The sequence below is a fragment of the Segatella copri genome, assembly GCF_009494395.1.
Lineage (GTDB): Bacteria > Bacteroidota > Bacteroidia > Bacteroidales > Bacteroidaceae > Prevotella.
In genome coordinates, this window is record NZ_VZCB01000076.1 from 81,655 (window position 1) to 98,608 (window position 16,954).

General features: G+C 46.7%; 14 protein-coding genes. 1 reads left to right on the forward strand and 13 read right to left on the reverse strand.

Annotated elements, in window-relative coordinates:
• Positions 1–164: 164 nt before the first annotated feature.
• Positions 165–419: a 30S ribosomal protein S20 gene (gene rpsT, locus F7D73_RS09310; RefSeq protein ID WP_153124144.1), complete on the reverse strand. Its 255-nt coding sequence runs from the start codon at positions 417–419 to the stop codon at positions 165–167.
• Positions 420–654: 235 nt separating this feature from the next.
• On the opposite strand from rpsT, the gene recO reads away from it, so the two are divergent.
• Complete coding sequence (gene recO, locus F7D73_RS09315) at positions 655–1,380, forward strand: DNA repair protein RecO (RefSeq protein WP_153124146.1); 726 nt, start codon at positions 655–657, stop codon at positions 1,378–1,380.
• Between the two features lie 17 nt (positions 1,381–1,397).
• On the opposite strand, the gene ftsZ is transcribed toward recO, so the two are convergent.
• The 12 genes from ftsZ to rsmH all read right to left on the reverse strand — a co-directional run bounded on the left by ftsZ (position 1,398) and on the right by rsmH (position 16,717).
• Entirely contained in the window at positions 1,398–2,732 is a 1,335-nt protein-coding gene (gene ftsZ, locus F7D73_RS09320; protein WP_153124148.1) for a cell division protein FtsZ, read from the reverse strand.
• 43 nt (positions 2,733–2,775) lie between these two features.
• Positions 2,776–4,218 (reverse strand): cell division protein FtsA, encoded by a 1,443-nt coding sequence (gene ftsA, locus F7D73_RS09325; protein ID WP_153124150.1) that lies wholly within the window; start codon positions 4,216–4,218, stop codon positions 2,776–2,778.
• A gap of 35 nt (positions 4,219–4,253) precedes the next feature.
• Positions 4,254–5,048 (reverse strand): cell division protein FtsQ, encoded by a 795-nt coding sequence (locus tag F7D73_RS09330; protein WP_153124152.1) that lies wholly within the window; start codon positions 5,046–5,048, stop codon positions 4,254–4,256.
• A gap of 27 nt (positions 5,049–5,075) precedes the next feature.
• The gene (gene murC, locus F7D73_RS09335) at positions 5,076–6,452 is read right to left on the reverse strand and encodes a UDP-N-acetylmuramate--L-alanine ligase (protein ID WP_153124155.1); all 1,377 of its coding nucleotides are present in this window, start codon (positions 6,450–6,452) and stop codon (positions 5,076–5,078) included.
• Entirely contained in the window at positions 6,452–7,558 is a 1,107-nt protein-coding gene (gene murG, locus F7D73_RS09340) for an undecaprenyldiphospho-muramoylpentapeptide beta-N-acetylglucosaminyltransferase (protein ID WP_153124156.1), read from the reverse strand. The genes murC and murG overlap by 1 nt, the downstream gene beginning before the upstream one ends.
• A gap of 101 nt (positions 7,559–7,659) precedes the next feature.
• Positions 7,660–8,937, reverse strand: a complete 1,278-nt coding sequence (locus tag F7D73_RS09345; protein ID WP_153124158.1) for an FtsW/RodA/SpoVE family cell cycle protein — start codon at positions 8,935–8,937, stop codon at positions 7,660–7,662.
• A 41-nt stretch (positions 8,938–8,978) separates the two neighbouring features.
• Positions 8,979–10,316 (reverse strand): UDP-N-acetylmuramoyl-L-alanine--D-glutamate ligase, encoded by a 1,338-nt coding sequence (gene murD / locus F7D73_RS09350; protein ID WP_153124160.1) that lies wholly within the window; start codon positions 10,314–10,316, stop codon positions 8,979–8,981.
• Positions 10,317–10,358: 42 nt separating this feature from the next.
• Positions 10,359–11,627 carry a phospho-N-acetylmuramoyl-pentapeptide-transferase gene (gene mraY, locus F7D73_RS09355; RefSeq protein ID WP_153124161.1) on the reverse strand — a complete coding sequence of 423 codons (1,269 nt, stop codon included), beginning with the start codon at positions 11,625–11,627 and terminating at the stop codon, positions 10,359–10,361.
• 33 nt (positions 11,628–11,660) lie between these two features.
• Positions 11,661–13,121 carry a UDP-N-acetylmuramoyl-L-alanyl-D-glutamate--2,6-diaminopimelate ligase gene (locus F7D73_RS09360; RefSeq protein ID WP_153124163.1) on the reverse strand — a complete coding sequence of 487 codons (1,461 nt, stop codon included), beginning with the start codon at positions 13,119–13,121 and terminating at the stop codon, positions 11,661–11,663.
• An 85-nt stretch (positions 13,122–13,206) separates the two neighbouring features.
• On the reverse strand, positions 13,207–15,363 hold the full coding sequence (locus tag F7D73_RS09365) for a penicillin-binding protein (protein WP_153124165.1): 2,157 nt from the start codon (positions 15,361–15,363) through the stop codon (positions 13,207–13,209).
• A complete protein-coding gene (locus F7D73_RS09370) occupies positions 15,360–15,806 on the reverse strand; it encodes an FtsL-like putative cell division protein (protein WP_153124167.1) in 447 nt (148 codons plus the stop codon). Before F7D73_RS09370 ends, F7D73_RS09365 begins: the two co-directional genes overlap by 4 nt.
• A complete protein-coding gene (gene rsmH / locus F7D73_RS09375; RefSeq protein WP_153124169.1) occupies positions 15,803–16,717 on the reverse strand; it encodes a 16S rRNA (cytosine(1402)-N(4))-methyltransferase RsmH in 915 nt (304 codons plus the stop codon). The genes F7D73_RS09370 and rsmH overlap by 4 nt, the downstream gene beginning before the upstream one ends.
• Positions 16,718–16,954: the final 237 nt, after the last annotated feature.

Below are 16,954 nucleotides of genomic sequence, written 5' to 3' on the forward strand. Positions count from 1 at the left end.
AAAAGTGCGGAAAACGTTGTGCTTACGATAGCAAAATGATAGGTAGATAGAGCGGTGAAATAGATGGGGAATCGTGAAAATGTTAAGGTGGTGATAAAAAGAATAAGGCTGCCACCCTTCTTGAAGGATTGCAGCCTTATTTATTTTTTGCTTCGACTTATAAGTTAGGCCAACTTAGCGATGTGCTGTGTAAGACCAGACTTCAAGTTTGCAGCCTTGTTCTCGTGGATAACGTTGATCTTAGCCAACTTGTCTAAAAGCTTCTGAACTGTAGGATAGAGCTTTACAGCCTCTTCCTTGTCAGACATGTTGCGCAACTTGCGGACAGCATTGCGCATAGTCTTTGCATAATACTTATTGTGCAAAGCCTTCTTCTTGTCCTGACGGATTCTCTTGATTGATGATTTATGATTTGCCATCTTCTTTTTTTATGTTATTTTTTTATATTCTTGTTATTTGTAGTCCCTAGCAGAGTCGAACTGCTCTTTAGAGAATGAAAATCTCTCGTCCTAACCGATAGACGAAGGGACCATCGCTGTTTTGCGGGTGCAAAGTTACTACTTTTATTTGATTCCTGCAAATTTTTTACTGAAAATTTTCTCTAAATGCGCTTTTTTTTGTAATTTTGCCCTGTTTTTTAGTATATTTGACAAAATGGAAGTTAAAACCAGGGCAATCGTGTTGCAAACTATCAAGTATGGGGATGCTCAACTTATCGTGGATTTTTTCACAGAAAAGTTGGGTAGACTGTCTTTTATGGTCCGTATCCCTAAGTCTTCTAAGGGAAGGTTGAAGCGTCAGTTGTTTCAGCCCTTGATGTTATTGCAATTGGAATTTGATTATCGTCCCAAGTCTAATCTTCAACGTATCCGGGAGGCTTCCATCGGTTATGCCTTTATTGATATTCCTTTCTCTCCTTACAAATTGGCTATTTCCATGTTCTTGGCTGAGTTGTTGTCTTATACCACGAAAAATGAGCAAGCCAATGCCTCGCTATATCTCTTTATGCAGGATAGTATTGAATGGCTGGATAGAGTGGAGGGGAGTTTTTCCAACTTTCATATTGTCTTTATGATTCGCCTGACTTTCTTTTTAGGTTTTTCGCCTAATATTGAAAGTGGAATGAGCGGTGATTATTTTGATTTGGTTGATGGATGTTTTGTATCCTATGTTCCTACGCACGTACATTATTTAAATAGGGAGGATTCTTTGCGGTTGGTTGCCCTGCTTCGTTTGGAGTATAAAACAATGCACCTCTACACAATGTCTCGTATGGAAAGAAACAGATGTGTAGAGGTGATTCTGGAATATTTTAAACTTCATGTTCCTGGTTTCCCGGAAATGAGGAGTTTTTCAGTTCTCAAAGAGCTGTTCGCTTAGTTGTCAACGGTTATTGCTTAAGCAAAACTGATGACTCCCTGTACAGCTGCTGCATCTCCGTTGTTATCGTCTTTAGGTTCTGTATTGCCTGAAGCGATGTTTCGGATTTCTTCGAGGGTCTGGCGTGTACGCTTATAGGTAGGTGTATTTTCTACCTGCAGGATAACGTCTTCGTTGTCAAGATCTTCCTGGCGGAACAGGAAGATGTGAGGATGGCGTTTGTACTGTGTTGTATTACCGTCAGAACCGTAATAGCGCTTACGTCTGTCTTCTCTTTCAGCTCTCTTTTCTTCTTCCTCAGCAAGTCGACGTGATTCTTCTTCTGTATGTTTCTTGAGATGGCGGTTCATGCCTTCTACATCCTCGAGACCGAATCCTGTTGCCAAAACGGTAACCTTAACCCTGCTACCCAATTCTGGGTCGATGGCCAATCCCCATTTCAATTCGAAGTCGTCTCCAAACTTCTCCATGAAATCGTTGACGTCGTTCATCTCGTCCATTGTCAAGCCAGGATTGTCCTTCTTTTCGCTGGCAAAAGCTATGCTCAAAAGGATTTTCTTAGAGTTGAATACATCATTATCATTGAGCAATGGTGAATTCAATGCATCTTCGATGGCCTTCTTGACACGACCTTCTCCCTCACCATAACCTGTACTCATGATAGCAACGCCACCATCTTTCAATACAGTCTTCACATCGTTGAAGTCAAGGTTGATAAGTCCGTGAACGGTAATGATTTCAGCGATACTCTTGGCAGCAACACTCAATGTATCATCGGCTTTACCGAATGCATCGAGTACAGCGAGGTCTGGATAAATCTGGCGGAGACGCTCGTTGTTGATAACCAGCAATGCATCTACATGTTTAGACATTTCCTCAACGCCATCGAGAGCCTGGTCGATTTTCTTAGGACCCTCAAAGCGGAAAGGAATGGTAACGATACCTACAGTAAGAATACCCAGTTCCTTACTTACTCTGGCGATGACTGGAGCAGCACCGGTACCGGTACCACCACCCATTCCGGCAGTGATAAATGCCATTTTAGTACCATCGTTGAGCATATTCTTGATGTCTTCCAATGTCTCTTCTGCTGCTTGGCGGGCTTTTGCAGGCTTGTTGCCGGCTCCAAGTCCTTCTTTTCCTAACTGCAGGTGTACAGGTACAGGGGAATCGTTGAGTGCTTGATTGTCTGTATTACAGAGCACAAAACTCACATCGTGAATGCCTTCTCGATACATATGGTTTACAGCGTTACCGCCGCCACCACCAACACCAATCACCTTGATGATGCTGTTTTCTTTCTCTGGCTCACCAAAGTCGAGAATATGTGGTGAATTGTTATTATCTAGCATAGTTGTATAATCTTAATATTATTTATTGTAATAGTCACTCTTTTTATTCTTCCTCAGAGATGGTGTCCTTAACGAAGCTCTTGATGCCTCTCATCATCTTGTGGAGGAGGCTGTTTTCTTTTCTTTCTTTTGCCTGTTTAGCAGCTTCTTCTTCTGCAGCCTTTCTTGCTTCTTCCTCTTCCAACTCTTTCTTGCGCTTGGCTTCTTCCTCTGCCTTCTGTTTTTCTGCAGCGGTTAGGACAACACCCGTACCTACAGTTTCGTTTGGATTTCTTGGTGTCTTATGCAAGTCATTGACAGGTGTCGTCTCTGCATTGGTGAAGAGATCTGTACCAATTTCGTTGCCTGCACAATTCATGTTACCCTTAGCCAACAATCCCAATACAGTATTCATCATACCGTTGTGATTGGTAATCTTTGGGTCTTTTGAGTTCACGGTCTGGCTGACAAATTTAGCAATGCGAATCTTTTCGATATGGGTATGTGTCTTGAATACCTTATCGATTTCAGGCATGTTGCTGCCGCCGCCAGTCAGAATAATACCGCCCATCAGCTTGTCAGAGTACTCTACAGGAACCTGGAACCAGGCGTTCTCTACAATTTCCTCAACACGAGCCTCTACGATTTCGATAAACTTCTTGCTTTCTACGTATCGGTCTCGGTCTATCTGATAGTTGAGGGTAGGGTCAATATTACTGATGTCTGTATATGCTTTGGCATATTTCAATTTCATGTTTTCAGCATCAGTCTCTTCTATCTGCAGGCATGTAAGGTCCTTTGTAATGTTGCTGCTACCCAATGGGATGACAGACAAGTGACGGAGGATACCTTTATAATATACAGAGACCGTTGTTGTGTCGGCACCTAAATCTACCAACATACATCCAGCGCGTTTTTCCGAGTCGTTGAGAACGCTGTCAGCCATAGCCAAAGGTGCGAGATACATCTCAGCGATAGGGATGTTGGCATTTTCGAAGCATGTATTGATGTTATTGTAGAAATTCTTGCGCCAAAGAATGTTCAGGAAGATACCTTCCAGATGGTTGCACTGTATGCCGACTGGGTCAGTCTGGAATTGGTTATCTATTTTATATTCTTGTGTTGCTGCATCTAAAATCTCCTGATCAGGGTATGTCATGTTGCGGTTTACGTCCATGATTTCGTTGATCATTTCCTGAGATATGATGGAGTTGCCTGGCAAGTCTTTTACGATCACATTCTTGATGCTTCGTATTGATCGTCCTCCTACGCCCACATAAACTTGAGCAATATCTTGCTTCAAGATATTCTTCAATTTCTTGATGATGCTTGTTAGGCACTGGCAGGTCTTGTCGATGTTGTAGATGACTCCCTTTCTGATGCAAGAAGATGAGTTCTCCTCGACGATAGCAAGTACGGTAATGCTACCATCTAAATTCTTCTGACCTGCTATACCTGTCATCTTGGATGAACCAAGTTCGATAGCTACAATAAATTCCTTTGGCATAGTTCTTATATTATCTTTTCTGTTTCAATTTTAAATTAGCTATTGTGATGCTTTGTGCAAATAATCTGGTTGTCGAACTCGATGTTTATATATGAGTACTTGTTCCAACCTGCTTGTGAGAGGCCATACTTGTAGAATTTCTCCAACCTATCCATCTTTTTCTTGACGAATTCATTGATGTTTTCTTCTCTCTTGTCAATGTGATTGGTCTCCGGCAAGCAGCCTAGATATACAATGTGGTTGCCCACTCGTGGCACTAGCTCAATGCCTCTGTCGGGCAGTACATTTATCTGTTCTATCTGGTTTCTCCACAATTCACTAGTCATCAGAGCCTTGCTTAGTAATGAGATGTATTTCTTGGCAAACCACTTGTTGATATACCCGGTAGCGATGATGATATCGCTGGTATAGTTGGTGTTGGGCATAATCTGATAGTGATCATCTATGTAATAATCTTCATTGTTGATGCTCTTGATTCTTACGATTGGCATGCGTTGGGTGAGGTAGATATCTACCAGACCTTCTTGGGTCTTATAGCATTCTGCCGTCTTTACGAAAGGACTGGTCTTCAACGATTCTTCTATCTTTCTGGCATTCACGTCGTTCAGTGGTTTTGCCAGCGGATAGAGCTTGTTTATCTCCAGTCGTTTCTTGATTTCCTTCGCATTCAGAAAACCATTGGTCATCTCGTCTTGTATGTTGATGTTCACCTTAGTGCATACCAGGTTTGCTTCATCAGGTTTGTTAAACTTGGTGAAGGCAAACACTAGATATGTACCTATGATAAGGTCTAGTGTGATGATTGTGATTTTCTTCCAATTGATATGCATTTATTTTCTTATGTTATGGATATGCATTTATTTCTTTTCAAGAATCTCTGTAATTTGTGGTACGTAGTTGTCTAAGTCGCCAGCTCCTAATACAACAAGTACATCGAAATCCCTGTTCTTTACCAAGTCAAGTACATCTTCCTTGTGAATCATGCTCTTTTCAACACCAGGCTTCAAGTTGTCGTAAATCAACTTGGAAGTTACTCCTGGAATTGGCTGTTCGCGAGCAGGATAGATATCGCAGAGTATCACTTCGTCAAGAAGACTCAAACTATTGGCAAAGTCCTTGTAGAAGTCACGGGTGCGCGTATAGAGGTGTGGCTGGAAGATAGCCGTAATCTTGCGATCTTTGTAAAGCTCACGAATACTCTTGGCGCTCTGGTAAATCTCCTTTGGGTGATGAGCGTAGTCTGAGAGGAATACAAGCTTGTCGTTCTTGATCTTGAAGTCGAAGCGGCGATCCACTCCACCGTAGGTCTTCATGCCGTAACGAAGCTCATCGGCCGTGCAGCCGTTCAACTGCGCCATAGCCATGGCAGCCACACCGTTTGTGATGTTGATTGGCACAGGCTGACCAAGTTCTACGCCTGTTACGTTCTCGATAGGAGAGATGAAATCGAATGTGATTCCGCCATTCTCTATCTTGATGTTTTCTGCGTGGAAGTCGCCTTCGTCCTGACTGTATTCATATATCTTGACGCCGTTCTGTACGTGCTGCTTCATTTCCAGATTCTTGTGGATGATAAGCGCACCGCCGGGCTGAATCAATTCTGTATAGTGGCGGAAACTTTCAAGATAAGCCTCCTTGGTGCCATAAATATCCAGGTGGTCAGGGTCTGTAGATGTGATGACGCTCATCCATGGACGTAACCAATGGAAGCTGCGGTCGAATTCATCTGCCTCGATTACTACGTAGTCGCTCTTGTCGGAGAGGATGTAGTTGGTGCCGTAGTTCTTTGAGATACCTCCCAGAAAGGCATTGCAGTCAACGTGACTCTGGTGCATGATATGGGCACACATGGTAGAAGTTGATGTCTTGCCGTGAGTACCTGCTACGCACAATCCTTTGTGAGTACGTGTCAATGTTCCTAAAACCTGTGCACGCTTCTCGATGGTGAAGTTGTTCTCATGGAAGAAAACCAGTTCCTTGTGTTCTGCTGGAATAGCTGGTGTATAGACGACCAATGTAGTCTTGGCATCCTTGCAAGCTTCAGGAATCAGGTCTACGTTTTCCTCATAGTGGATGAGCATTCCCTCTTTCTCCAACTCATGAGTCAGATTGGATGGAGTCTTGTCATATCCTGCTACTACCAACTTCTTGTTGAGGAAGTATCTTGCAATGGCACTCATACCTATGCCACCTGCTCCTACAAAATAAACTGCTTTAATATCTTTGATTTCCATTACTTTGTTGCTAATTTGATGACTTCGTCGGCGATGACGTCGGCTGAGTTCTTTAATCCTAATTTCTTAATATTCTCACAGAGTGAAGCGAGCTTGGCTTCGTCCTTCACTGTTTCAACGGCTTTCTTCAGCAATACCTCAGGTGCGTCTGCGTCCTTGACGTAGATGGCAGCATCCTTGTTGACCAATGCCATGGCATTCTTGGTCTGGTGATCTTCTGCTACGTTAGGGCTTGGAACCAGGATGACGGCTTTGCCGATGAGGCAGAACTCGCTGATGCTGCTTGCCCCGGCACGGCTGATAACCAGGTCGGCTGCCTTGTAAGCTGCGCCCATGTCGCTGATGAAGTCTGTTACCTTGAGCATAGGCAATTCCTTACCTTTAAGTTGCTCCATGATAGCAGCATTGTAGTATTTACCAGTCTGCCAGATGAACTGTACACCGCTTTCCTTCACCAGGTCGAGGTGCTGAAGTATGCTCTCGTTAATGGTTCTGGCTCCGAGGCTACCACCTACGAGCAGGATGGTCTTCTTTTCCGGATCGAGTCCGAATTGCTTTCTAGCCTCTTCCTTGCTGATAGTAGAATCAAGTACATTCTGTCGGACTGGGTTACCCGTCATAATAATCTTGTCGGCAGGGAAGAAACGCTCCATTCCTTCGTAAGCCACGCATATCTTTTCAGCCTTTTTAGCCAAAAGCTTATTGGTGACACCTGCGTATGAGTTCTGTTCCTGAATGAGACAAGGAATACCTTTGCTGGCGCAAACATTGAGAGTTGGTCCACTGGCATAACCGCCTACTCCCACAGCTGCCATTGGCTTGAAGTTCTTGATGATGTTCTTAGCCATGTGCTGACTTTTCCATATCTTGAAGAGTACAGCGACATTTTTGAGCAGATGCTTTCTGTCGAAGCCGCAGATTGGCAATCCTTTAATTTCATAACCTGCAGCAGGAACACGCTGCATTTCCATTCTGCCGAGTGCTCCTACGAACAAAATTTTAGCATCAGGGCGTTTCGCCTTGATGGCATTTGCGATGGATACAGCAGGGAATATATGACCACCTGTACCGCCTCCGCTTATGATAATTCTTAGTTCATTATTCATATCCATTCTAGTTTGCTGACCCGAAGGTCATAAATCCAACGCAAAGGTAAGCAAAAAAATCCATTTAATGGCATTTTTTGCTTAATTAATTATACTTTTTTTTATGCAACAGCTATTTTGTCAGAATTTGGCATGTTTTGAGCCCCTTCTTTCTTTTTTGCAGTACGGCTGATGCTCAGAATGATGCCAAGATATAGACAGTTGATAACGGTGGATGTTCCACCTCGGCTGATAAGTGGCAGAGGCTGTCCGGTTACCGGTGCAAGCCCCACTGCTACAAGCATGTTGAACAAAGCCTGTATTACCAGCAATATCGCCAGTCCCATGCATAGGAATGCCGGGAAATTATTCTCGCATCTGTTTGCTATTCTTCCTGCTCTGAACAGTAGGAAGATATAGAGCAGAGCCACGAAGATGGCTCCTTCTATACCCATTTCTTCGATGATGATGGCATAGATGAAGTCAGAGTAGGCTTGCGATAGAAAATCTCGTTCTACAGAGTTGCCCGGTCCGTTTCCTGCGATGTTGGAAGAGGCGATGGCGATGTTGGCATGTGCCACCTGAGCATCCTTGTCCAGGTCTACATCCTCCGGTGCAATCGTTTTGGAACTTGTCCATTTATCGATACGTGCCTTCCAGGTGTCGGCTCTATGGAACAGCTTGTCTACTACGCCCGTTTCTTCCTTTTCGTCTTGCACAACCTTCTCTGTAAGAGAATTTTCCGGCTTAGCCGTATCGCCCTTGTCTTTACCTACTATCATGATGCTGGCAAAGATAATACAGATGGCTATAAGTGCAGTTCCCACCAGCTTGCCTATCTGCCGCATTGGTACTCTGCCTATGATCATCATGCATAAGATGGTGAAACATAGCAGCATGGCGGTAGAGAGGTTTTCCAGTCCGATGAGAGTGACGAAAATACCGGAGACAATCAGAATGTATTTGAACGCTCTTTTTTCGGCTCCATGTTCTGTCTGCATTGCACTCAGAATCTGTGCTACGGCTAGGACGACGGCTCCTTTGGCTATCTCTGATGGCTGGAAATTGATACCTGCCAGACTTATCCATCTGGAAGCACCGTTGGTAGACTGACCTGCCACGAGCACCCAGAGGAGTAAGATGAAGGATAGGCCTAGCATGAACGGCGTCACAATCTTGAAGAACTTACACTTCACCTTGAGCATACATATCATGGTAAGCAAGCCGAGTCCCAGCAGACCTATATGTCTGATGACAGGTGCCATATAGTTGCCGGTCTTATATGTCAAAGAGCTGGAGGCAGAATATACCTCTATGATACTTATCATGCAAAGGAAGAAGAATATCATCCAGATAACCTTGTCTCCCTTGAATATGTTGCCTATGGTTTTATTGTTCATTTCCTAATTGTCCTATCTCTAAATTCCTGCAAAATAAAAAGTTATTCTCCGATAGCTCTTGCCAATGCCTTGAACTGCTCGCCACGGTCTTCCATGTTCTTGAACAGGTCGAAGCTGGCGCAGCATGGGCTGAGCAATACGGTATCGCCTGGCTTTGCCAGTTCCTGGCAGGCTGCCACGCAGTCTTTCATGCTGTGGGTGTCGCGGACTGGGATGCCGAGTGCATCGAAGTTGTCGTGCAACTTCTGGTTGTCAGCTCCCAGGTATACGATACCTGTGCATTTCTCCTTCACCAGGTCCTTGATCTGGTTGTAATCATTTCCCTTGTCCTTACCACCGATGATGAGGATGGTAGGGGTGGTCATGCTCTCCAGTGCATACCAGCAGGCATCCACGTTGGTTGCCTTTGAGTCGTTCACATAGTAGACGCCCTGGAACTTGCCCACCTTCTCCAGACGATGCTCTACGCCAGGGAAGTCACTGAGCCCCTTGTGCAGGGTTTCATGGTCGATGCCCACGATGTTGCAAGCCAGACCAGCAGCCAGACTGTTGTAGATGTTGTGCTTGCCGCGGAGGCTCATGTCAGCCTGTGGCATTTCGAAGGTTGATGGGAAGTTGAGCTTGTACTTGCCGTCTTCGATGTAGCCCACGCAACCCTCCTCCTTGAACTCAGAGAATGGGCAGAGGTGTGACTTGAGGTTGTACTTAGCCAACTCCTTAGTAACGATAGGGTCGTCGTTCCAGAAGATGAAGCTGTCTTCCTCTGTCTGGTTCTGTGTGATGCGCATCTTGGCATCGGTATAGTTCTGCATCTTGAACTCATAGCGGTCCAGATGGTCTGGAGTGATGTTGAGCAGGATAGCCACGTTGGCACGGAACTCATACATGTTGTCGAGCTGGAAACTGCTCAGCTCGATGACATAATACTTGTGAGGAGTCTCTGCCACCTGAAGTGCCAGACTCTTTCCAATGTTGCCAGCCAAGCCTACATCATAGCCAGCCGACTTGATGATGTGATATATCAGAGAAGTTGTGGTAGTCTTGCCGTTGCTGCCGGTGATGCAGATCATCTTGGCGTCGGTATAACGACCGGCAAACTCTATTTCGCTGATGATAGGAGTGCCTTTCGCCATCAGTTTCTGAATCATAGGTGCTTCCTTAGGAATACCCGGACTCTTGATGACCTCATCGGCATCTAAGATTTTCTCTTCAGTGTGATGACCCTCTTCCCACTCGATATTGTGGTCGTCCATCAACTTCTTGTAGTTGTCCTTGATCTTCGACATATCAGATACAAAGACTTCAAATCCCTCTTTCTTGGCCAGCACGGCAGCACCTGCTCCGCTCTCGCCAGCTCCTAAAATTACAATTTTACTCATTGTTTTTGTTTTTATCTGTTCAGGCTGATAAGAGCCCGTGTATTATCTAATCTTCAATGTGATGATGGTCAATGCCGCCAGGATGATGGTCACAATCCAGAAACGGATGGTAATTTTCGACTCGTGGTAGCAGTTGCGAGGCTTCTTCCACAGGTACTTGCACTCAGGGTCCAGCTGGCTGTCCTGCGTACGGAAGTTGTCATGGATAGGAGTGCGCTTGAAGATGCGCTGCTTGATGCCCTTGCGCTTACCCAGCTTGTAGTAATAAACCTGCATCATTACGCTGAGGCTTTCTACGAAGAAGATACCGCAGAGAATAGGCAACATCAGCTCCTTGTGGATGATGATGGCACCCACGGCGATGATACCGCCGATGGTCAATGAACCGGTATCGCCCATGAAAACCTGAGCTGGGTAGGCATTGTACCAGAGGAAGCCGATGAGGGCTCCGATGAAGGCGCAGAAGAATACCACCAGTTCCTCAGAACCAGGGATATACATGATGTTGAGGTAGGCGGCAAACTCGATGTGCGAAGACACATACGCAAGTATGCCTAGTGCCACACCTATGATGGCAGAGTTGCCGGCGCACATTCCGTCCATACCATCGTTGAGGTTGGCACCGTTTGAAACTGCGGTCACTACGAAGATGGTCATGATGACGAAGAGAATCCAGCCTGCTGCTACCTTGTACTTACCGCAGAAACTGGTGATGCTGGAATAGTCCAGGTTGTGTCCCTTGACGAATGGAATGGTGGTCTTCAGCGATTTTCTTGCTTCCGTACGATGCTTTACCACCGTTTCCTGTCCTTGTTGCTCGATGGCGAGGTTCTCGTTCATCTTTACATCCGGTGAAGACCAGAGCACCAGACCCACGATGAGTCCGATACCTATCTGGCCTACAATCTTATATTTACCCTTCAAGCCCTCCTTGTCACGCTTGAAAATCTTGATGAAGTCGTCCATGCCACCGAGGAAACCGAGCCATACAGTGGTGATAATCATCAGGATAAGGTAGATGTTGCGCAATCTTCCGAGCAGCAATACCGGTACGAGAATGGCCAGGATGATGATGACGCCACCCATGGAAGGTACGCCGATTTTCTTTACGCCGAACGGGTCGATGCTGGCGTCGCGTTGAGTCTCTGTGATTTGCTTGCTTTTGAGATACTTGATGAATTTCTCTCCGAACCAGGCAGAAATAACCAGTGACAATATCAGTGCGAGCAGGGCACGGAACGAGATGTAACCCCACATGTGAGAACCTGAGATGCCCCACTGTTCCAGAAATCTAAAAAGATAGTATAACATTGTTCTTTTCTTTTTTTCTAATTGATGATGTTACTACTTGTTGATACCGAAGATTTCGCGAATCACTTCCTTGTCATCAAAGTGGTGCTTCACGCCCTTAATCTCCTGATAGTCTTCATGTCCCTTGCCGGCAACGAGGATTACGTCGCCCTTCTTTGCCATCATGCAGGCTGTGCGGATGGCTTCCTTGCGGTCTACGATGCTGATTACCTTCTTCATCTGCTGGGCATTGAGTCCGGCAAGCATGTCGTTGATGATGTCCTGTGGCTCTTCGAAACGTGGGTTGTCGCTGGTGATGATTACCTTATCGCTCTGCTTTACAGCCTCCTGTGCCATCAATGGGCGCTTGCCCTTGTCACGGTTTCCACCGGCACCGCATACGGTGATTACTTCGCCGCCCTTGCCGTCGAGTACCTCGTGGATGGCGTTCAATACGTTCTCTAGTGCATCTGGTGTATGGGCATAGTCAACGATGGTTGTATAGCCTTCTGGTGACTGGATAGGCTCCAGACGTCCGTTCACGCTGTGGAGGGTGCTCATCACTACGAGTACATCCTCTGGCTTCTTGCCGAGCATGATGGCTGCACCGTAAACGGCGAGCAGGTTGCTCACGTTGAACTTACCGATAAACTGTACGCCAACTTCTCTGCCGTCTATCTCCAGATACATGCCGCCGAAGTGGCACTCCAGGATTCTTGCCTTGAAGTCTGCCATGGAGCGGGTAGAGTAGGTCTTCACGGTAGCCTTGGTGTTCTGCACCATGATCATGCCGTTCTTGTCGTCCGCATTGGTGATGGCGAAGGCAGTCTTAGGCAGACCGTCGAAGAATGCCTTCTTGGCATTGCGGTAGTTCTCGAATGTCTTGTGATAGTCCAGATGGTCACGGGTCAGGTTGGTGAACAGACCACCGGCAAACTGCAGACCACCGATACGCTTCTGAGCGATGGCGTGGGATGAGCATTCCATGAACGCATATTCGCAGCCTGCCTCTACCATCTTGCCCAGGAGCATGTTCAGCTCGATAGGGTCTGGAGTAGTATGGTCAGCAGGGATAGCTTCGTCTTCGATGTAGTTGCATACGGTAGAGAGCAAGCCACATTTATGACCGAACTTGCGGAACATATTATATAATAAGGTGGCGATGGTGGTTTTTCCATTGGTACCAGTAACGCCAACCAATTTCAGCTTTCTCGATGGGTCGCCATAGAAGAGAGTAGCCACTTTTCCTACAGCGTCTTCGGTAGATTCTACCTGAATGTAAGTTACGCCCTCTGTCTTGTCCTCAGGCATATCCTCGCACAATACCGACTTGGCACCGAGCTCTATCGCCTTAGGAATAAACTTGTGTCCATCTACCTGTGTACCCTTCATGGCAACAAACAGGTGACCTTCCTTAATCTTTCGAGAGTCGATGTTAATGCCCGACACCTCTACTTCTGCATCGCCGATAATCTGAACCGGCTGGATGTTTTTGAGCAATTCTTGTAACTTCATATAATGTTTTTTGTTTTATTACACCTTATTATATATAATAGAGCAGAGCCGCACCCTGATGGTGCAGCCATGTTCCCATGTTTCTTTATTCCAGATAAATGGCGCAAACCATGCCTTTCTTCACTGGCAATCCTGGCGCAAGAGTTTGTTTGACGACCTTGCCTCTACCATATATCTTGGTCTTGATGCCTCGGCTTTCCATCATGAAGATGGCATCTCTGGCTCCCATGTCGCTTACGTCTGGTACCGCTCTTTTGCTATATTGCTTTTCTTTGATCATTCGTATGCTCCGGCTGCCTGCGTGTTCGGTTCTTCCCCATATAGGATTGCCGTTGGCATAACTGCCCGACCAGTTTACGTTGGTCTTGATGCCCAGATGGGTCAGGACATAGTCGGCTGCCAGGATGTTGCCGTCCTTTACGTCTGGTACGAATACGGATGCTGAGTCTTTGGCATCTTTCACGTCGAGTTTCAGGCTCTGTGCCATGATACCTTCGGCAATGTCGTGGAACACCTTACCGCTCATGCTGCCTCCTGATGCTGGAAGACCTGATTTCTGGATGCAGACGATGCAGCTGTAGCGAGGATTGTCGGCAGGGAAATATCCTGCGAAACTTACCAGATAGTTGGTTCCTCCAGCCTTATAACCTCCGGCTCCCTTTGAAACCTGTGCCGTACCTGTCTTGCCGGCTACCTTGAAGTTTGGCGATCCTGCCTTTCTTCCGAGACCCACGCTTACGACCTGCTCCAGGATAGTCTGCAGTTCCTTGATGCTTTTCTCCTTGGCTATCTGCGGGCGCATCACCTCCGGTGGAAATTCCATGATGGTTTCTCCGTTCTTTACTACCTTGCTCACAAATCGTGGACGCATCATCTTGCCATTGTTGGCGATGGTGTTGTAGAAGGTGAGGGTAGAGATAGGTGGCACCTGTGTCTCATATCCGATACTCATCCAAGGCAAAGAGGTCTTCGCCCAGTTGTCGTATTGTCCGTGACTGTTCTTGTGCGGCATTCTGATTCTCGCCGAAGTTGCTCCCACCAGTGGTATCTTCAGGTCGTCATGCAGACCCGTGCGATAGATTCCCTTCACGAATTTCTCCGGGTTGTTCCTGTAATGATCGTCTATGATGCGGCTCACACCGATGTTGGAACTGTACCACAGGGTCTGTGCCAGGGTCAGCATTCCATATCCGCCCTTGCGCCAGTTGTGGTCCTTCATGTCTCTGCCGTACATCGGCCAGACACCTCCTGCCGTCTCTACACGGTATGTAGTGTCAACCACTCCGTCGTCAAGTGCCACGAGGATAGAGGCAGGCTTGAACACCGAACCCGGTTCCAGCAGGTCGCTCACGGCATGGTTGTGTATCTCTCGATATTCGCCGTCGAAACATTTCTCCATGTTTACGATGGCCTTGATGTCGCCCGTAGGCACATCCATCACGATGGCTACACCCACGTTGGCATTGATTTCTTTCAATTCTTCTATCAGCGAGCGTTCTGCCAGGTCCTGCATGCTCACGTCGATGGTTGTCACGATATCAGCTCCGTCGATAGGAGGCGTATCGGTGATGTTCAGGAACTTGTCGCGCACCTTTCGGCGGTGTACGATGCCGTTGGTTCCGCGGAGGATGGAGTCATACGACAACTCCAGTCCGAATCTCGCCGTATCCTTGGCGCCAAACATGGCACCGATGGTACGTCCGGCTAAAGAGCCGTAGGTACGTGTTCGGGCATTGAATTCTTCCCAGTGGAAGCCTCCCTTGTTGGATTTCAGGCGAAAAACAGGAATGGCTTTAATCTCTGTGAATGTATTGTAGTCTACACGCTTGTCGTATACCGCCCAGTGTCGGCTTTCCTTGGCACGTCCTTCCGTGAGGTTACGCTTGAACTCCTCGATGCTTCTCTCCGGAAAGATTTTGTGGAGACAGAGGCAGATGGAGTCCTGCTTGGCATCCCAAAGAGAGTCGTTGTTGGCAATCTTCAGGGCCTTGAAGTCCATGAATACCTTGAATTCAGGCAGTGAACTTGCCATCAGCTGCCCGGTGCAGCTTAATATGTTGCCTCGGTTTGGCTTCACGGTCACTGAGTCTTTCTTCTGTCGCTCAGCCACCTTCAGCCAGTAGTCGCGCTTGGCAGTCATGATGTAGAATGACTTGGCGATGACAGCCAGCGCCAGGAGTGACATCACGATGGCGATGGCGCTGAAGCGGGGCATTACTTTCTTATGGTCGAATTTACTCATTCTTCTGGAACGTTAATAATGTATGGAGGTTGGGTCGCAATGTGCAAGGTGCTGTCCTTGTTGGTCTTCAACATGTCGAGTACGTTGCTCTCGCGGCTTTTCTCTGTTATCTGGCTGCTGGCTGACAAGGCTTTATACTTGGTCTCCTGCAACTCTGTCTGTAGTTTGTCTAACTCGATGATATCATTCTGGATGCTATATCGGTTAGAGATATAGATGATGATGAAGAACACGACGAGTATGACGAGCCATATCTGCCGGCGGATAATCTGAGTGGTCAGGATGTCGCCACCCAGAATCTTGCGCAGCGTGAAGTTGGAAGAGCCGGAAACCTCCTCTTCGATGGCCTGCTTTGCTATCGCCTCCTTGAGTGACTCCTGCGGTTCTTCTACCTTGGCATTGTCTGCTTTCTGTTCTATATCCTTGTTTACTTCGTTATTCATTTCTTTTCTGCTATTCTTAGTTTGGCACTTCTGCTTCTTGGGTTTCTTTCCTGCTCCTCATCGTCAGGTATGATCACCTTGTTGTTGATGAGTTTGAAAGGGGTTTCTATTCTTCCGAAGAAGTCCTGTTCCACCTTGCCCTCCGGGTTTCCTGCCTTCATCATGTTCTTCACGATGCGGTCTTCCAGCGAGTGATAGGTGATGACAGAGAGTCTTCCGCCTGGTTTCAGCAGTTCGGTAGCAGAACGTAGCATTTCCTTCAGGGCGTCCATTTCGTGGTTCACCTCGATGCGTAGTGCCTGGAAGAGCTTAGCCATGTCTTTCTTTTCACGCTCTCTCTTGAAGAGCGGTTCCACGGCAGCCATGAAGTCTTTCGTGGTTTCTATCTTCTGTGCTGCTCTTGCCTTGACCAGGGCAGCTGCGATGCGGCGTGCATTCTTCAGCTCTCCGTAGAGATAGAAGAGGTCGGCAAGGGCTGCTTCGTCATATTCGTTGACGATGTCGGCAGCAGTTTTGCCGGCACGCTTGTTCATGCGCATGTCTAAAGGGGAATCGAAGCGGAAAGAGAAACCACGGCTCTCGTCATCGAAGTGGTGGCTTGACACGCCGAGGTCTGCCAGGAGTCCGTCCAGCCCGTCTACTCCATAATAGCGCATCCAGTTCTTCAGATATCTGAAGTTGGAACATACGAAGGTGAAGTTGGGGTTGGCTACCACGTTGCGCTCCGCATCGGCATCTTGGTCGAAGCTGTAGAGATGGGCTCCCTCGCTGAGTCGCGATAGGATTTCACGGGAGTGTCCGCCTCCGCCGAAGGTTACGTCTACATAGATTCCGCCAGGTTGAATATTCAACCCGTCAACGCTCTCCTTGAGGAGCACTGGTACGTGGTATGTTTCTGCTGTCTTTATCATATTTCCTTATTTATTACGCACATGTACATATTTAATGTAAAATCGGGTTCAAAGGTACACAAAATTCCCCACATTCACTCTATTTTAACCTACAAATTTTATTAAAGGGGATAAAAAACTTGCTTTTAGTCAAATTTCGCCTTCTCGGGATGAATCCTGGTTGGATGTATGAAAACGGCTGAAAATGCCCGGATTTCTCTCCTTAGGAACCGAAAAAGTAGCAAATTTGCTTGTTTT